The sequence below is a fragment of the Limnobacter sp. genome, from assembly GCF_046297615.1.
Taxonomy (GTDB): domain Bacteria; phylum Pseudomonadota; class Gammaproteobacteria; order Burkholderiales; family Burkholderiaceae_B; genus Limnobacter.
Genome location: NZ_JBKBHM010000002.1, coordinates 118,658 through 133,666, shown reverse-complemented (window position 1 = coordinate 133,666; position 15,009 = coordinate 118,658). Strand labels below are relative to the sequence as shown.

16 protein-coding genes are annotated in these 15,009 nt (G+C 56.4%); 5 read left to right on the top strand and 11 right to left on the bottom strand.

Annotated features, from left to right (window positions below; translation table 11 throughout):
• Positions 1–78: 78 nt before the first annotated feature.
• Genes ACK4FF_RS04580 through ACK4FF_RS04570 form a run of 3 tightly spaced genes read left to right on the top strand, consistent with a single transcriptional unit; the run spans position 79 to position 3,525 of the window.
• Positions 79–855 (top strand): deaminase, encoded by a 777-nt coding sequence (locus ACK4FF_RS04580; protein WP_409705119.1) that lies wholly within the window; start codon positions 79–81, stop codon positions 853–855.
• Positions 837–1,898: an LD-carboxypeptidase gene (locus tag ACK4FF_RS04575; RefSeq protein ID WP_409705116.1), complete on the top strand. Its 1,062-nt coding sequence runs from the start codon at positions 837–839 to the stop codon at positions 1,896–1,898. Before ACK4FF_RS04580 ends, ACK4FF_RS04575 begins: the two co-directional genes overlap by 19 nt.
• A gap of 28 nt (positions 1,899–1,926) precedes the next feature.
• Entirely contained in the window at positions 1,927–3,525 is a 1,599-nt protein-coding gene (locus ACK4FF_RS04570) for an ABC-F family ATPase (protein WP_409705113.1), read from the top strand.
• A gap of 4 nt (positions 3,526–3,529) precedes the next feature.
• Here the strand turns inward: ACK4FF_RS04570 and purT are convergent, their stop codons facing one another.
• Both purT and ACK4FF_RS04560 read right to left on the bottom strand, forming a co-directional pair.
• Positions 3,530–4,780 (bottom strand): formate-dependent phosphoribosylglycinamide formyltransferase, encoded by a 1,251-nt coding sequence (purT, locus tag ACK4FF_RS04565; protein ID WP_409705110.1) that lies wholly within the window; start codon positions 4,778–4,780, stop codon positions 3,530–3,532.
• Between the two features lie 62 nt (positions 4,781–4,842).
• Positions 4,843–5,919 (bottom strand): AI-2E family transporter, encoded by a 1,077-nt coding sequence (locus ACK4FF_RS04560; protein ID WP_409705107.1) that lies wholly within the window; start codon positions 5,917–5,919, stop codon positions 4,843–4,845.
• Positions 5,920–6,084: 165 nt separating this feature from the next.
• On the opposite strand from ACK4FF_RS04560, the gene ACK4FF_RS04555 reads away from it, so the two are divergent.
• The gene (locus ACK4FF_RS04555; protein WP_409705104.1) at positions 6,085–6,795 is read left to right on the top strand and encodes an SIMPL domain-containing protein; all 711 of its coding nucleotides are present in this window, start codon (positions 6,085–6,087) and stop codon (positions 6,793–6,795) included.
• On the opposite strand, the gene ACK4FF_RS04550 is transcribed toward ACK4FF_RS04555, so the two are convergent.
• Both ACK4FF_RS04550 and ACK4FF_RS04545 read right to left on the bottom strand, forming a co-directional pair.
• Positions 6,767–7,237, bottom strand: a complete 471-nt coding sequence (locus tag ACK4FF_RS04550) for a DUF3135 domain-containing protein (protein ID WP_409705101.1) — start codon at positions 7,235–7,237, stop codon at positions 6,767–6,769. The two genes, ACK4FF_RS04555 and ACK4FF_RS04550, sit on opposite strands and share 29 nt — an antisense overlap.
• The gene (locus ACK4FF_RS04545; RefSeq protein ID WP_409705098.1) at positions 7,238–7,465 is read right to left on the bottom strand and encodes a hypothetical protein; all 228 of its coding nucleotides are present in this window, start codon (positions 7,463–7,465) and stop codon (positions 7,238–7,240) included.
• A 108-nt stretch (positions 7,466–7,573) separates the two neighbouring features.
• Here ACK4FF_RS04545 and ACK4FF_RS04540 point away from each other — a divergent pair, with 108 nt between their 5' ends.
• The gene (locus ACK4FF_RS04540) at positions 7,574–8,698 is read left to right on the top strand and encodes a tetratricopeptide repeat protein (RefSeq protein WP_409705095.1); all 1,125 of its coding nucleotides are present in this window, start codon (positions 7,574–7,576) and stop codon (positions 8,696–8,698) included.
• A gap of 54 nt (positions 8,699–8,752) precedes the next feature.
• Here ACK4FF_RS04540 and ACK4FF_RS04535 read toward each other — a convergent pair whose 3' ends face one another.
• From ACK4FF_RS04535 to tmk, 7 genes are all read right to left on the bottom strand, one after another.
• The gene (locus ACK4FF_RS04535) at positions 8,753–8,971 is read right to left on the bottom strand and encodes a hypothetical protein (protein ID WP_409705092.1); all 219 of its coding nucleotides are present in this window, start codon (positions 8,969–8,971) and stop codon (positions 8,753–8,755) included.
• A gap of 139 nt (positions 8,972–9,110) precedes the next feature.
• The gene (locus ACK4FF_RS04530; protein ID WP_409705089.1) at positions 9,111–11,015 is read right to left on the bottom strand and encodes a S8 family peptidase; all 1,905 of its coding nucleotides are present in this window, start codon (positions 11,013–11,015) and stop codon (positions 9,111–9,113) included.
• A 491-nt stretch (positions 11,016–11,506) separates the two neighbouring features.
• Positions 11,507–12,205 carry an ankyrin repeat domain-containing protein gene (locus tag ACK4FF_RS04525; protein ID WP_409705086.1) on the bottom strand — a complete coding sequence of 233 codons (699 nt, stop codon included), beginning with the start codon at positions 12,203–12,205 and terminating at the stop codon, positions 11,507–11,509.
• Entirely contained in the window at positions 12,202–12,975 is a 774-nt protein-coding gene (locus ACK4FF_RS04520) for a TatD family hydrolase (RefSeq protein ID WP_409705083.1), read from the bottom strand. Before ACK4FF_RS04520 ends, ACK4FF_RS04525 begins: the two co-directional genes overlap by 4 nt.
• On the bottom strand, positions 12,975–13,343 hold the full coding sequence (locus ACK4FF_RS04515; RefSeq protein WP_409705080.1) for a PilZ domain-containing protein: 369 nt from the start codon (positions 13,341–13,343) through the stop codon (positions 12,975–12,977). Before ACK4FF_RS04515 ends, ACK4FF_RS04520 begins: the two co-directional genes overlap by 1 nt.
• Positions 13,344–13,365: 22 nt before the next feature.
• Positions 13,366–14,358 (bottom strand): hypothetical protein, encoded by a 993-nt coding sequence (locus tag ACK4FF_RS04510; RefSeq protein ID WP_409705077.1) that lies wholly within the window; start codon positions 14,356–14,358, stop codon positions 13,366–13,368.
• Positions 14,355–15,008, bottom strand: coding sequence for a dTMP kinase (tmk, locus tag ACK4FF_RS04505; RefSeq protein WP_409705074.1), 654 nt, complete (start codon positions 15,006–15,008; stop codon positions 14,355–14,357). Before tmk ends, ACK4FF_RS04510 begins: the two co-directional genes overlap by 4 nt.
• Position 15,009: the final 1 nt, after the last annotated feature.

Below are 15,009 nucleotides of genomic sequence, written 5' to 3'. Positions count from 1 at the left end.
TATGGTTTGTTTGACTATTTATGATCGAGTGGAATAATCAAGCTCATTTCATGAGCCTGGTCACAAGGCGAGGCAACCGTGAGCAAATTCAGTCTCAGTGAATTTCAGGCTGATGGGCCGAGGTCTTCCGTTGACTTGGCTTGGATGGCGGTAGCACTGGGACAAGCCAAGGAAGCCGCCAAAAGTGGAGAAGTGCCGATAGGCGCGGTGCTGGTCCAAGGCACTGACCGCGTTCTGGCCCATGGAAAAAACACCACCGTGGGCAGCAACAACCCGTGTGGGCATGCGGAAATCAATGCCATCGTGGCGGCCTGTGCCAAGGTGGGCAACAGCCGCCTTGGCGCTGATGTGACCTTGTATGTGACCCTGCAACCCTGTTTGATGTGCCTGGGCGCCATTTTGCATGCTCGAATTGGCAGGGTGGTGATTGGCGCTGAGCAATCGCGCTTCAACACCAATCTGCACGACGCATTGAACCTGCTGGAGCAGTCGGAGGCTTGGCACCCTTGCACCTTTGAATGCGGTTGTATGGCCGATGAAAGCCAGCAACTGCTGCAGGCCTTTTTCAAAGCCCGCCGCAGCGACCGAGAACAAGCCGTCAGCGACATGGCCCGCTTGGCTGACCTGCCGAATGTGAACAAGGGCACACTGGCATTGCTGGAAGGGCTGGGGTTTCACACGCCAGCAGACCTGCTTGAGCTTGGGCTTGAACAGGCGGCGCAACGGATTGAAGCCCTGTTGGAATCGGGCGCTGTGAACACGTGGGAAGATTCCACCCGTCAGGTGGCTGTATTGACGAGTGTGGTGAACTATTGTCGAGGGCAAGCCGTGCGCCCATGGAAGGACTACTTATGAACCAGATTCTGGTGTGCTCGCCCAGCGGTGCGCTGACCGATGCCAGTGCGCTGGACCGTGGCATTGCCGCCTTGCAACAGGCTGGCTTCGAAGTCAGCGAAACACCCCAGACCCGCCTGCGGGTACATCGTTTTGCCGGCAATGACGAGGAACGCCTTGCAGCGCTGGACACCGCCTTTCATCACCCGGGGCCAGCCACCATCATGGCCTCGCGCGGTGGGTACGGCCTAAGCCGACTGTTGGGCCAAATGCCTTTGCAGCGCTGGTGTGAGGCCATGGTTGCGCAGGGGTTGACCTTGTGTGGCCACAGCGATGTGACCGCCTTGCAACTGGCGCTGTTGAATGCCAGCCGAAACCTGCAAGCCAAGCACACTACGGCAGACCCTTTGTTGGCGAGGCTGGGCTTGGCCCAAACATCGGGTGACAGCGCAGCTTTAAGCAGCCTGCGCCTTTTGCATGGCCCCATGGTGTGTTTCGACTTTGGCGATGAGGCAGGTGTGTCGCCCACCACCTACCGTCACTTTGAAGAAGCGGTGTTTGAAGGCCGTGTCGAAGTGCCTTGGACCAGTGGCTTTCACCAAGGCAGGGCGGGCTCGGTACGTCTGGAAGGGCCAGCGTGGGGCGGCAATTTGGTGATGTTGACCAGCCTGTTGGGCACCCCGCATTGGCCAAATATGGAAGGCGGCATTCTGATTCTGGAAGACGTGAATGAGCCGGTGTACAAGATTGAACGAATGCTGATGCAGTTGCTGCATGCCGGTGTATTGCAGCAACAAAAGGCCATCATTCTCGGCCAGTTCAGTGAGCCCAAACCCCATGAGCACGATGGTGGTTATGCCCTGAACGACGCCATTGCATGTGTACACGAGAAGTTAAGCCTCGGCAACAAACCTGCCCCTGCCATACTGAGCAACTTTCCGTTTGGGCACGTGCGGCCAAAGGCCTGTTTTTACCAGGGCGTTAACGCGGTGCTGTCCATTGAACACGATGTGGACGACAACCTGAACCACAGCCTGCGCTGCGTGCTGACCCAAACACTTTGAATTTTCACTTTTGAACCGCTGATTCCCCATGTTAACTGCTGCCAACATCACCATTCAATTTGGTGCCAAACCCCTGTTTGAAAACATCAATGCCAAATTTGGCGATGGTAACCGCTATGGCCTGATTGGGGCCAACGGGTGCGGTAAATCAACATTGATGAAAATTCTCGGGGGCGATTTGGAACCCACTCACGGCACCGTGGTGGTAGACCCAAACGTCCGATTGGGCAAACTGAGCCAAGACCAGTTTGCCTATGAAGACTTTCGCGTGCTGGATGTGGTGATGATGGGCCACAAGGAAATGTGGGGCGCCATGACCGAGCGCGACGCCCTGTATGCCAACCCCGAAGCCACCGACGAAGACTATATGCGCGCCGCCGAGCTTGAGACGGTGTATGCCGAGTACGGTGGCTATGAAGCCGAGGCCAGGGCAGGGCAGTTGTTGTTGGGCGCGGGCATTCCCACTGAACAGCACAACGGCTTGATGAGCGAAATTGCACCGGGCTGGAAGCTGCGTGTTCTGCTGGCGCAGGCCCTGTTTTCGAAACCCGATGTGTTGCTGCTGGACGAACCCACCAACAACCTGGACATCAACACCATTGCCTGGCTGGAAGATGTGCTCAACGATTACGAGAGCACCATGATCATCATTTCCCACGACCGCCACTTTCTGAATGCCGTGTGCACTCACATGGCCGACCTGGACTATGGCACGCTGCAGGTTGTTCCCGGCAACTATGACGACTACATGTTAGCCGCGGCCCAAGCCCGCGAACGCGCCCAGGCCGCCAATGCGCGTGCCAAGGAACGGATTTCAGACCTGCAGGATTTCGTTCGCCGATTTGCAGCCAACAAGTCAAAGGCCCGCCAAGCCACCTCGCGCCAAAAGCAAATTGAAAAGATCAAGGCGGACACGGTGGTGCTTAAGCCATCTTCGCGCCAAAACCCGTTTATCCGGTTTGAGCAAGCCAAGAAAATGCACAGGCTGGCTGTGGAGCTTGAAAACGTGTCCCACGCCTATGGCGACAACTCAGTTATTCGCAAACTCAACCTGATGATTGAAGCGGGCGACAAAGTGGGCATTGTGGGTGGCAACGGTACGGGTAAAACAACCTTGCTCAAGCTGTTGGCTGGTGTGATGGAGCCCACAGGCGGTGAAGTGAAATGGTCCGAAAACGCCAACCGCGGCTACATGGCGCAGGACGTGAGCGATGAATTCCAAGGCAACCACAACCTGACGCAATGGGTTGAGCGTTACGCGCAGGAAGGCGATGACGACCAAGCCATTCGAAGCATTCTGGGCCGCCTGCTGTTTTCTCAGGACGACATCACCAAGCAGGCAAAAGTGTGTTCAGGCGGTGAGAAAAACCGATTGGTGTTTGGCCGCTTGATGCTGGGCCGTCACAACGTGCTGTTGATGGACGAACCCACCAACCACTTGGACATGGAAAGCATTGAAAGCCTGCAGTACGCCCTGGAAAAGTTTGAAGGCACGGTGTTCATCGTGTCCCATGACCGTCAGTTTATTGAGGGTGTGGCCACCCGCATCATTGAAATGCGGGAAGATGGCCTTGTCGATTACCGCGGCACCTACGACGAATACCGACAAAGCCAAGGCCTTCACTAAGCGCTTACGGGCGAACCGGCTTCACGCGGGCTACGGCCCGCTTGGCTTTGGCACGGGCCTCGTTGACATCGGGGTCACGGGCCAAAGCCACACCCATGCGTCGTTTCGCAAACGATTCGGGTTTGCCAAACAACCGCAAATCAGTGCCCGGCTCCTCAAGCGCCTGGGCCACGCCTTCAAAGGCAATGCCTTGGGCTTCCATGCCGCCGTAAATCACCGCGCTGGCACCGGGTGTTTTCAAAGTGACATCCACCGGCAGTCCTAAAATTGCGCGGGCATGCAGTTCAAACTCGTTTTGCCACTGGGTAATCATGGTGACCATGCCAGTGTCGTGAGGGCGAGGGCTGACTTCCGAAAACCACACCTCATCGCCTTTCACAAACATTTCCACGCCGAACAAACCCGTACCACCCAAGGCCGTGGTCACTTTGTCGGCCATGGCTTTTGCAATGCCCAGTGCTGCGGTGGACATGGCCTGCGGCTGCCAGCTTTCCACATAGTCGCCACTGACCTGTACATGGCCCACGGGTTCGCAATAACTGGTGACAATCGCTTGACCACCCGCCTCACGGCTGCGCACCGTGAGCAGCGTGATCTCGTAATCGAAGTGAACCACTGACTCCACAATGACTCTTCCGGCATTCACTCGGCCCGCGCTGCCTGCGTAATCCCAAGCGGCCTGCAGCTCGTCGGCGCTGTCTACTTTGGATTGCCCCTTACCCGACGACGACATCACTGGCTTGATGATGCAGGGGTATCCAATCGCGGGCTTCCCATCCAGCCCCACTTCAACCGCCTTCTTCAAGGTGGCAAAGTCATCGGCAAAGGCATACCGCGAACACGCCAAGCCCAACTCCTCTGCTGCCAAACGGCGAATTCCCTCCCGGTTCATGGTTAGCCAAGCGGCGTTGGCTGTGGGCACTACACGGACGGTGCCTTGGGCTTCGAGTTCTTTCAAGGCGGGGGTGGCAATGGCTTCAATTTCCGGCACCACAATGTGGGGGCGCTCTTGCGCAATCAACTGTTTCAATTGGTGAGCGTCAGTCATGTCGATCACATGGGCCCGATGGGCCACTTGGTGGCCTGGCGCATCCGCATAACGGTCGACAGCAATCACTTCGACACCCAAACGCTGAAACGCGATGATGACTTCTTTGCCCAGCTCGCCGCTGCCCAGCAACATCACCTTGACGGCAGTGGGTGACAAGGGTGTACCGATTCGGTCCGGAAAACGGGGGGTGTTGGCTGCATTCATAGTGCGCTCTCGATGGAATGGATTAAAGCTGGGCAGGAATGTGTCTCAGGCACTCTTGCGGTTCATTTGTCGGCAAGGGTATCACGTGGGGCTGGGTGCGAGGCTTCATCAAAAAACACCACCAGCAACACCAACAGGACCGGGCCGATGATCAGGCCAACCATGCCCATGGTAATCACACCACCAAACACCCCAAATAACACGGCCAGGAAGGGAAGGTGGGTACCGCCTTGAATCAGCAAAGGCCGAATGAGGTAGTCGGCCACCATCACGACCAACATGCCGGTGGTCATCAGCACAATGGCTTCACCACCATTGCCCGACAGAATCAGCACCATACCCAGAATGCCCAACAAAGCCGGGGCAGCCATGGGAATGAACGCGATCAAGGCTGTGGCCGTGCCAAAAATAACCGGGGCAAACACCCCACACACATAAAACAGTGCCGACAAAATAACGGCCTCGGCAAAGCTGACAATCACCAAACCGTTCACCGCGGCCCGCAGGGCAGGGGGCATGTGCGAGACATAGGGCCGCCACCGAGCGCCCAACCATTCCGTACCAATTCGGTTGAGCCGAATGGTGATGGACGAGCCATCGCGAAAACAGAAGAACAAGACCCACAAGGCAAAAAACAGGGTGGCGACACGGCTGAAGAAATCCACAAACAGCAAGGACACTGTGCTTTGCAGCAGGGTGAGTGGCTGCGACAGGCTTTCACGCAACAAGCCGGTGATTTGCCGTGGAACACTCAAATACTTTCTCCACAGCCCAACCAGCACATCACCAAACAGTGGCACTTGGGCCAGCCATTTCGGACGCGTTACCCCCTCGGTGTCGGCGGTTCGCAAGAAATCGAGAATTTCCAGCACATCGAACACCATGAAAGCGAAGAGGGCGATCATCGGGCCGACCAACAGCAGGGCCACCACCAGTGTGCTGGTAAACGCTGGCAGATTTTTACGCCCGGGGAAACGGCCACGGATGTGTTGATGCAAAGGCCAGAACGCGGTGGCAATAATGGCCGCCCACAAAATGGCCAGCAAAAACGGTTTGAGCACCACTGCTGCGCCCAGTACGATGAGTACGGTGAACAGGATACTGACTAGGGTTTTGTATTGTTTTGACGACTCCGCCATGTCAGCACGCCAGTCCGTTTTTGCGTTAAGTTTGAAGTGCGGCCGGTTTAAAACAGCCAAAACTTATTGTAACAACGGGACCAGTGCACCGGGCATGAATGTCCGACAGCACACCCGCACAGGGCATTCGATTGTCTGATTCCCACCACCTTACAGGACCACTTGATGAAACTGAACCCACTCTCCTTGACTGTGCTGCTCGCTTTGGGCGTAAGCACCAACGCCTTGGCCGATCAGTGCGACAAACTGCCGGCAGCCCAACTGACCGCGAGCAGCCAGGAAGAAATCAGCAACGACATGGTTCGCCTGAACTGGCAGATACAAGTTCAGACGCCGCAGGCGGCCGAAGCCATGGGCGCAGTGAACAAGGCCTTGGAGACATCCATCACCAACCTGAGCAAGAACCCAGAGGTCAGCAAGATCCGCAACAACATTCAGACCTTCCCCCAATACACCAACAAGGACAGGACCATCAGCACTTGGCAAGCCATCGGCACATTGTCCTTTGAAATGAAAGTGCAGGCCCTGAAAACCCAGGGCGCACTGAAAGTGGCGGATGGTTTGACCCTGAGCAACCTGGAATACTTTCCCAGCCAGGCAACGCTGGAGGCCAGCAGGGCCAAACTGTTGCAAGAAGCCATGAAGGAATTCCAGACCAAAGCCCAACTGGTGGCGCAGGGCTTTTCGCGCAGCGGTTACACCTTGGCGGAATTGAGCATCAATGATGAACAAGGCGGGCGCCCTGTACCCATGGTGGGGCGCATGTACGCCGCCTCAGCCGACATGATGGCCAAGTCGGGCATGGAAGTGTCGGCGGCTGCAGGCAGCAGCCAGAACAGCGTGTCCGTCAGTGGACGGGTTTGTTTGAAGCCCTGAAAGCCAGGACTTTAGCGCTTGGAACAGCCGGCTGCTGGGTTTCAACCACGGACGATACAGCCGCGCCAGCCATGGTGGTGGTTGAATCGGCCAACTCCGGGGAGTCCGGGTTGATCAAACGCAGCCGGTTGCTGCCGCGTTTCAGCACAGGGGCTTGATGGGCCGTGCTTTCAGCGGTGGCCTCGGTCAATTGCTCCAACTGCTGACGCAACACACCAAACGATTCCCACATCAGTTTGTTGGCCTGCATGGCAGATTGGAGTGGGCTTTTGGCACGTTCCTGATTCATGCGTATGCGGAACAAGGCCTGTTCCATGCCGAGACGGTTTTCAGGCGCAGTGCGTTCAACCAATTGGGCCAACACGGCGTCTTTGCGGGCGTCGAAGGCCTCAGGGTCTACAGCATGCAGATTGGCCCATTCGTTGAAATCAAAATCTGCCATTCAAACCTCCCGGCTCAACTGCATGAGCAAAGCGGTGGACCCCTCGTCGTCGGACTGCATCAAAAAGGCGTGTACGGCTTTTTGAAGTGTCCTTAATCGTTGCGTTTTTATTGTAAGCTCATGCCTGAGCGCCTGATTCTCCTCAATTAGTCTATCAACCACGGCCAAAGTTTCAAACTTCTGGCCGAGATTTTCAACAGGGTTGAGCGGTGAGGTAGGGCTGGACATGATTAACGATCGTGCATTCACATGTCATTTGTACTGCCCATGGCGTCAAATGGTTTTAGTCGCGGCGCTCAAATACAACAACGAGATCTGATCACTGGACGAGTCTGAATGCCCCAATCCTTCATCACGCAGGCCAACACGGCTGCGCGTTTTTCGACCCTGACAGCGCGTGTGCTTTGGCCCGCAGCCTTGGCAGGTGCCATGGTGTTGGCCCACCCATCGGCCATGGCCCAAAGTGGGACATCCACCACGGTCAGCCGTTGTGAGTCGAGTTTTTCAGAACAAAGCCTGAGCGCTACGGTTGACACCTGTCGCAACGAGCTGACTGTCCCCATCACTCGTCAAAGGCGTCTGTCGGTGCTTGAAACGCTGGGCAAGGCCTATCTGGCCCAGAACGAACCCCGACTGGCGCTGAACACCTGGAATGAAGCGGCCCAGTACATTACCCCCGGAAAAGCTGACCCAGTGGGCAGCGAGCAGTGGGCGAGGCTGCAAGTGTTGATGGCACAAACCTTGGTTCAGCTTGAGCAACCGAAAGAAGCGCAAAATTTGCTGGACAGCACCATACGCCGCATTGAACGCGACAATGGCCGATTCAGCATGCCTGCGGGGGTGTTGCAGGATGCCCTTGGGACGTTCTACGCGCTTCAGAACCAACCCGAGAAGGCGCTTGCAGCCTTTCAGCGCTCCAGAATCATTCATGAGATCCGTTTGGGCAGGGTGCATCCGCGCACCATCGAAACCCGGATGAATCAAGCGGTCGGTTTGCTGGACATGAACAAGGAAGCGGACGCCAAAGCGGGCTTTTTGGCCCTGGCCGAGATTGTAGGCACCACAGATAACCTGAAGCGGGAATCGGTGTCGGCCGAAGTGCTGACTTTTCTCGGCACACTGCAAATGCGTGACGATGAATTGAAGAACGCGGCTGTGAATTACCAAACGGCGTTCGAAATCAGGCAGGCCGTGTTCGGCCCGAATGACATTCGCACCAGCCAGTCGTTGAACAACCTGGGTGTTGTTCTTTACAGGGCAGGGGACCTTCAGCGGGCCGAGAAAGCACTAAGCCGTGCTTACGTGATCCGCAAAGACGCGCTCGGGGACAAAGATTCCCTCACGCTGAGCACCCAGAAGAACTTGCAGGCCGTGATTGCAGCCCAACAGTCCTCAAAAATTCCGGACAACCCTGCATCAACTTTGCCGAAAACCATTCAGAAAAGCACACCAAACCGCTGAATAAAGCCAAACAGGCCGTGCAAACGGCCTGCTTGAACCCTCTACAGCCCCAAGTTATGACTTGGAGGAAGGCAGGCTTTTGTGGCGGTCGCGGTAGTTACGAAACTCGTAAACGCCCACCAAAACCATGGCAGAAATCAGGCAACTGAACGCGCCCAATACGCTGGCGCTGGCCATTTCGTAGTTAATGTAATCAACCAGTCCGTTGATAAACAGACCTGCAGCCACCAGCAACAGGGTAAGTACGCCGGGGTACGAAGTGAGTGATTTCATGATCAACCTCATCAGTTACAACAAAATTACTAACCTGTAGGTCAGCAATTAAACTTTACCATTGACTGATGTAATGAATTGGTGGATCACTTCTACTGTTGTTTTAATTCAAAAACAAGCAGTTAGCCATATTGTTGACTTAAACAACACGCCTGCGCTTCAACATTGCAAGCCCCAAGGCCAAGCCCAACAAGCCCAAGACACCCAAATGGCCACCCCCGCCACCTGAACCCCCACCACCGGCCGGTGAAGAACCGGAATCCGTGACTGGACCCGAAGCACCGCCGCCGCCCACAATATTGGGATCGAACACGGTAGACGCATTCAAGAGCGGGGAGAGCAGGGCGGTCAGCAGGGTGGTTGAGGTGTTTCCAGGGTTTTCAACCACAATGGACACGATACTGGTTCGGCCACCTTCGACTTTGGCCACCAAATCAAACGCTTGAACACCCGACGGGGCTGTGACGTCCACCGATGTGCCTGAGATTGCCAAACCAGGTTGCGCTGAGGAACCAGCGGCCACTTGCACGTTGCTCACGCTGAAAGAGACTGCAGTTTGTTCCACACCCGCAGCGTTGATGCTGCCCGCGGCGGAAAAGGTGCGTGTTTGACCGGGAGGAATGACCGAACCCGTGTTGGAGAAGAGGTTGGTTAAACCGCCAGAGCGCTGGGTGTTGATGAGATTGGCCACGTCCAGCATGCCAGCGCCGCAAAACGACGCATTGCACACGCAACTACCCGTCACCAACGCGGAGGTGCATTGAGCGCGCCCGGACACGCTGATGAATGGACGGGCAGTGGACTTCAACAAGGATTCAACCGCCGAGACGCTCAACCCACCGTTCAAGGACAGCAACATGCCCGCAGCGCCAGACACCATGGGCGCTGCAAAGCTGGTGCCAATTTTGGTGGCGTAGGTGTTTGTCAACGCCGTGGTTGGGCCTGTGTTTGACGCACTCCAGATGGGGAAAGCGGCGTCACCCCCGGGGGCAACCAATTGAACAAACGAATCTGCATTGCTGTAACCGGCCTTCAAACCTTCTTGGTCCACCGCTGCCACGGCAAAAGCACCGGGGCAGTTGGCGGGGGAATCAGACGTACCGCTTTGATTGCCTGTGGCCACCACAACCAGGGAGCCCGCCGCCCTGGCTGCGCTCACCGCGGCACCTTCAATGCCAGCATTGCACACACCATCAGTGCCCAGGCTTAAGTTAATCACCTTGGCTGGGAAGGGGTTGGCTGGCACACCCGCCACGGGCAAACCTGCGGCCCAACGTATACCGTCGGCCAAGTCGGTGGAAAACCCACCGCATTTGCCCAACACACGAATAGGCAACACGACTGCATTCCAATTCACCGAAAAAATACCTTCGGATACAGCGGGGTTGCCGGCCAATAAGGCGGACACAAACGTGCCATGCCAGGTGGATGAACTAACCGGCCCGCAGGCCGTGTCGGTGGATACATCCGTCAAAGAACGGGCATCACCCGGGTCTGTCGGGTCTGCATCCCGGCTATTGGTGCCAGCCGTGCCGTCATTGGCAATGAAGGGGTCGGTTACGAAGTCATAACCGGGCAGCAAATGGCCTTTCAAGGCAGGGTGTGAAGGCAACACGCCTGTGTCCACAACCGCAATCACGGTTGGGCTGGTGCCATGGAAGTTGGCCCAAATGGCGCCTGTATTGATGGAAGCACGCTGAGAAGCCAAGTCCTGATGAAACCACGAGCGAGAACGCAGCGAAGGATCGAGGCTGTTCAACACACCAACCAAGGGCGACTGTGCATGCAGGCGAATACGCCTGTCGACCTGTACATCAAGCACATTGGGGTCTGAACGGAGACGTTGAAGCACCTGTTGAACATTTTCGGTGCCGGGTACGACGGCCACAGCGCTGTTGTTCTCAAACGGGCGAAGAAACCGCACATCCATGCGATTACCGCGAGCCAGGCTTTCAACGCGGCTTTTGGCGCGCGCCTGAATATAGTCGTACGACTGACTGGCCGACAGCCGACCGGTATCCGCGTCTTTAAAACGTACAACCAAACGATGGTCAGCCGACCAAGCAGAGGATGCAAAAACGCTGAGCAACGCAGCAATCGTACTCAGTAGCGATACACGATTCATAGGGATTAACGACACGCGGTATATGACACACCGCTATGGTACTTGTGAAGCAGGCAAGGTGGATTAAAAACTGGCACCGTGAGAACAAAAGGGGCCGGGCAGGCGCAGGGCTATGCAAAGGTGCTTTAGGCCTATACCCAATATAAGTTTACATAATACAAATTATGCGAATTATTGAGGGCAGATGAAAACAGGGTACCCACACCCATTCATGTCATCCCGCAGACACGTCAAGGTGCCGTTAAACCTGTTCAAGGCTGATGGTCTGCGCGAGGTTTCAAGTGCACAAACTCATGTTCTATCTTCTTTGCATGTCCGCCGTTTACCCTGAGTGGGCACAAGCTGCAGTGCATGCATTCTTTGATTTCAGGGACGCAGTCGAGCTGTTGGTGGTTCTGTTGGCCTGACGCTTATTCAGAGCCTTTGTTGGTTTGCAGGCGTTGGCGACGCAGCTCCCGGTCACGCCTCATAATCTCAAAGGCCAACTCCTTTTTTTGGGCTTTCAAGGCATAGCCAGCCGCGTTGTAACCCGCGTCGTTGACGACACTGGTGTCCGCACCACGTTTGATCAGCAGCCTAACCATGTCTTCCTGCCCACTGCGGGCCGCCATCATGATGGGCGTGGTGCTGTTTGGCGAGCGAATATCAATCGCCGCACCGCCTATCAACAAAGCCTCGACCACACTCAGGTAGCCTTTGCTGGCCGCGTAATGCAAGGCGGTCCACTGGCCGTCTTCTCCAAGGTTGGCACCCCGTTTAAGCAGCGCCTGAACCCAATCCAGCCGATTGGCATTGGCAGCCAACATCAGTGGCGTTTCGCCTTTGAGGTCAGCCAAGTTGGGGTCGAGTTTTCCCACAGTCAACAACAGGTTGACTACCTCGACTGACTCGTTCTGCATGGCCAGCATCAGAATTGGAGTGCCATCGTCGGCGAGGGTGTTGGGGTCGACGCCCCTCAATAACAAGGGTTTCAGACGGTTGGCCTGGTCCATCTTGGTGTAGGTAATGACATCGTCCCAAGTGCCTGCCCATGCCGGCGCAGCCAGAACACACAGGGCTGAACAAAGCACATAGGTTGGAATGAAAGGCCGTGTCATCAGGGCAATCACGCTTGCGGCGCCAAACGGAACAGTGTGTTGAAGTTTTGGGTGGTTTGAACACCGACTTCTTCCACACTCAAGCCCTTTTCCCGGGCCAGCGACTCGGCCACATGAGGGACAAAGCTGGGCTCATTGGTTTTCCCGCGATGAGGCACCGGGGCCAAGTAAGGCGAATCGGTTTCAATCAGAATTCGATCCATGGGCGTGTAACGCGCCACTTCGCGCAGGTCAGCCGCGTTCTTGAAGGTCACGATGCCAGAGAAGGACAGGTAAAAGCCCAGGTCGAGCGCCGCCTTGGCAAAATCCAGCGTTTCGGTGAAGCAGTGAATGATGCCGCCACACGCTTGAGCGCCCTCTTCTTTCAAAATCGCCAAGGTGTCTTCACCGGCATTGCGGGTGTGAACAATCAATGGCTTATTGCAACGTTTTGCGGCGCGAATGTGGGTGCGAAAACGGTTACGCTGCCAGGTCAAATCACCTTTGAGTCGGTAATAGTCCAAGCCGGTTTCACCAATACCGATGACTTTGGGTTTGCTGGCCAAGTCCAGAAGAATCTCTTCGGTGGGCTCGGCGATGTCCTCGTAATCGGGGTGCACGCCCGCTGTGGCCCACAACGATTCATGGGCCAAGGCAAGTTCATGCACTTTGGGAAAGTCTTCCAGTTGGACCGAGATGCACAGGGCGCGGGTGACCTTGGCCTGGCGCATGCGCTCAAGCAAGTCAGGGAGTTGTTCGATCAGTCCGGGAAAGTCGAGATGGCAATGGGAGTCGGTAAACACTACAGGGTGGCCGTTTTCTTCAGCGAAGCCTGCATTTTACCAATCATTTGTTCAATCGCCAGTTTTGCGCCTTCACCGCTGTCATCTTTGGGAAACTGCACACCAATCCCCTGGGGTTTGTCGCCCCGCGCGTTGGGGCCGCACACCCAGACGACGCGTCCATTGACTGGGAACTTCCGCCCCTCATCGCCGATGGTCAGCAACACGAACACCGGGTCACCCAGTTCATAGGCTTTGTCGGTTTCAACAAAAACCCCTCCTCCTTTGACATGCGGCATGTAGAGCTGAGCCGCGGTGACTTTGTCCGTCAAGCTCAGAGACAACATCCACGGGCGCGCAGATTCTTTGGGGGTGCTGGTTGAGTTCATGTGTGGGTACGCTCAAAGCGGTTTACTTGACCAGAGTGTGCCATTGCTGGGCAATGAATTCCAGCGCCAATCGGGGGTTGATGGGGTGATGGGCAAGCCTGAACTCGCCCTGAATCGCGGTGTAAACACGCGACAGTTGAAGCAAGTTACTTTGCTTGGCCCACAACAGCTTGGGGGCAAGCCAAGGGAAATGCATCGCCTTCCCGCCTTGGTTGACCGAAGCGCAATCGTGATTCAACAACATGGCCAGTTCCATCGCCACCCACAAGGGCAGTTTGTCCAGGCCTGCCGGCAGGGAGCCCAAGGATTGTGGTTGGGCCAACCACTCCAGCCACTGCTTGCGCAAGGCCAGAGCGTCGGGCTCGTCGCGGCTAAGCTTCAAGGCTGAAAAAGGGTCACCCGCAGCCAGGCTTAGGGCCACATCGGCTTGGCTGACACCCTGCCCCTCCAGCCATTTCACACGCTCTGTCTCTGATGGCAACGCCGCATCCAGCAACTGGCAACGTGAACGGATGGTGGGCAACAGGTTTTCGATCCGTTGCCCAACCAGTACAAAACGCAGGCCATGCGGCGGTTCTTCAAGCACTTTGAGCAAGGCGTTGGCGGTGTTCAGGTTCAGTGCATCGAATGGGTAGACCAAGAGGTAACGCTCCTGGCCACGCGTTGAGCTGGTAGAAAAAAACCCCTGCAGTTCGCGCACGTCATCAATCCGCAATTCCTGGCTGGGTTTGGTTCCGCTTTTGATGTCCCGTTCAAGCCCCATACCCAGCGCCACTGCGTCGGGCAGCAACACCCGGCAATCGGGGTGATGATGGGCCAAACGCATGGCACAGGCGTGGCAAGTGCCGCAGGCCTGCTGTCCAACTCGGGCCTCGCACAGCAGGGCTGCAATGCGCTCTTGGGCCAGTTCAAACAAACCAAAGGCCTGTTGCCCATGCAGCACCACGGGCGCAGTGGTACTGGCCAACAGCGTGTCCAGTTGCTTGCCCGCCCTTTCAAGCCATGGCGCACTCATGCCTTGGCCTTAACTTGATGGGTGGTCATGAAATGATCCAATTCGGCCAGCACCCGCTCCCCTACCCGCTCTTCCGGCTCTTGGGCGTTGATCACGCGGATACGACGTGGGTTCAACTGCGCCCGCTTCAGGAAACCGGCGCGCACATCTTCGAAATAGGCGTCTGGCTTGGCTTCAAACTTGTCTGAATCGGCACCTCGGGCCTGAACCCGCGCTTTGGATACCTCAACGGGTAAGTCAAACAGGAAAGTCAGGTCAGGCTCAAAGCCCTGAAGGGCCCATTTGCTCAGCGCCACGCATTGCTCCCACACTGCGCCGCCCGCGCTGGATTGATAGGCAAAACTGCTGTCCTCAAAACGGTCAGTAATGACCCAGGCACCTCGGCTCAAAGCAGGTTCGATCAGTTCGGCCACGTGTTGACGACGGGCCGCATACATCAACAACAATTCAGTGTTGATGTCCATGTCGTGATGAAGCACGAGGGCACGAATGGCCTCTCCCACGGGGGTGCCACCCGGTTCGCGGGTTTGCACACAAGTCAGGCCCAAGCTTTCCAGATGAGCCTTGACCCGGGCCATGTGGCTGGATTTGCCCGCCCCATCAACCCCCTCAAAACTGATCAAACGCCCACGGTTCTGGTTGTTCAACACG

Excerpts from the sequence above, each read along its gene's own strand:
- ACK4FF_RS04575 (WP_409705116.1), top strand. The coding sequence starts at position 837 with ATGGAAGGACTACTTATGAACCAGATTCTGGTGTGCTCGCCCAGCGGT.
- ACK4FF_RS04570 (WP_409705113.1), top strand. The coding sequence starts at position 1,927 with ATGTTAACTGCTGCCAACATCACCATTCAATTTGGTGCCAAACCCCTG.
- purT (WP_409705110.1), bottom strand. The coding sequence starts at position 4,780 with ATGAATGCAGCCAACACCCCCCGTTTTCCGGACCGAATCGGTACACCC.
- ACK4FF_RS04560 (WP_409705107.1), bottom strand. The coding sequence starts at position 5,919 with ATGGCGGAGTCGTCAAAACAATACAAAACCCTAGTCAGTATCCTGTTC.
- ACK4FF_RS04555 (WP_409705104.1), top strand. The coding sequence starts at position 6,085 with ATGAAACTGAACCCACTCTCCTTGACTGTGCTGCTCGCTTTGGGCGTA.
- ACK4FF_RS04550 (WP_409705101.1), bottom strand. The coding sequence starts at position 7,237 with ATGGCAGATTTTGATTTCAACGAATGGGCCAATCTGCATGCTGTAGAC.
- ACK4FF_RS04545 (WP_409705098.1), bottom strand. The coding sequence starts at position 7,465 with ATGTCCAGCCCTACCTCACCGCTCAACCCTGTTGAAAATCTCGGCCAG.
- ACK4FF_RS04540 (WP_409705095.1), top strand. The coding sequence starts at position 7,574 with ATGCCCCAATCCTTCATCACGCAGGCCAACACGGCTGCGCGTTTTTCG.
- ACK4FF_RS04535 (WP_409705092.1), bottom strand. The coding sequence starts at position 8,971 with ATGAAATCACTCACTTCGTACCCCGGCGTACTTACCCTGTTGCTGGTG.
- ACK4FF_RS04515 (WP_409705080.1), bottom strand. The coding sequence starts at position 13,343 with ATGAACTCAACCAGCACCCCCAAAGAATCTGCGCGCCCGTGGATGTTG.
- ACK4FF_RS04510 (WP_409705077.1), bottom strand. The coding sequence starts at position 14,358 with ATGAGTGCGCCATGGCTTGAAAGGGCGGGCAAGCAACTGGACACGCTG.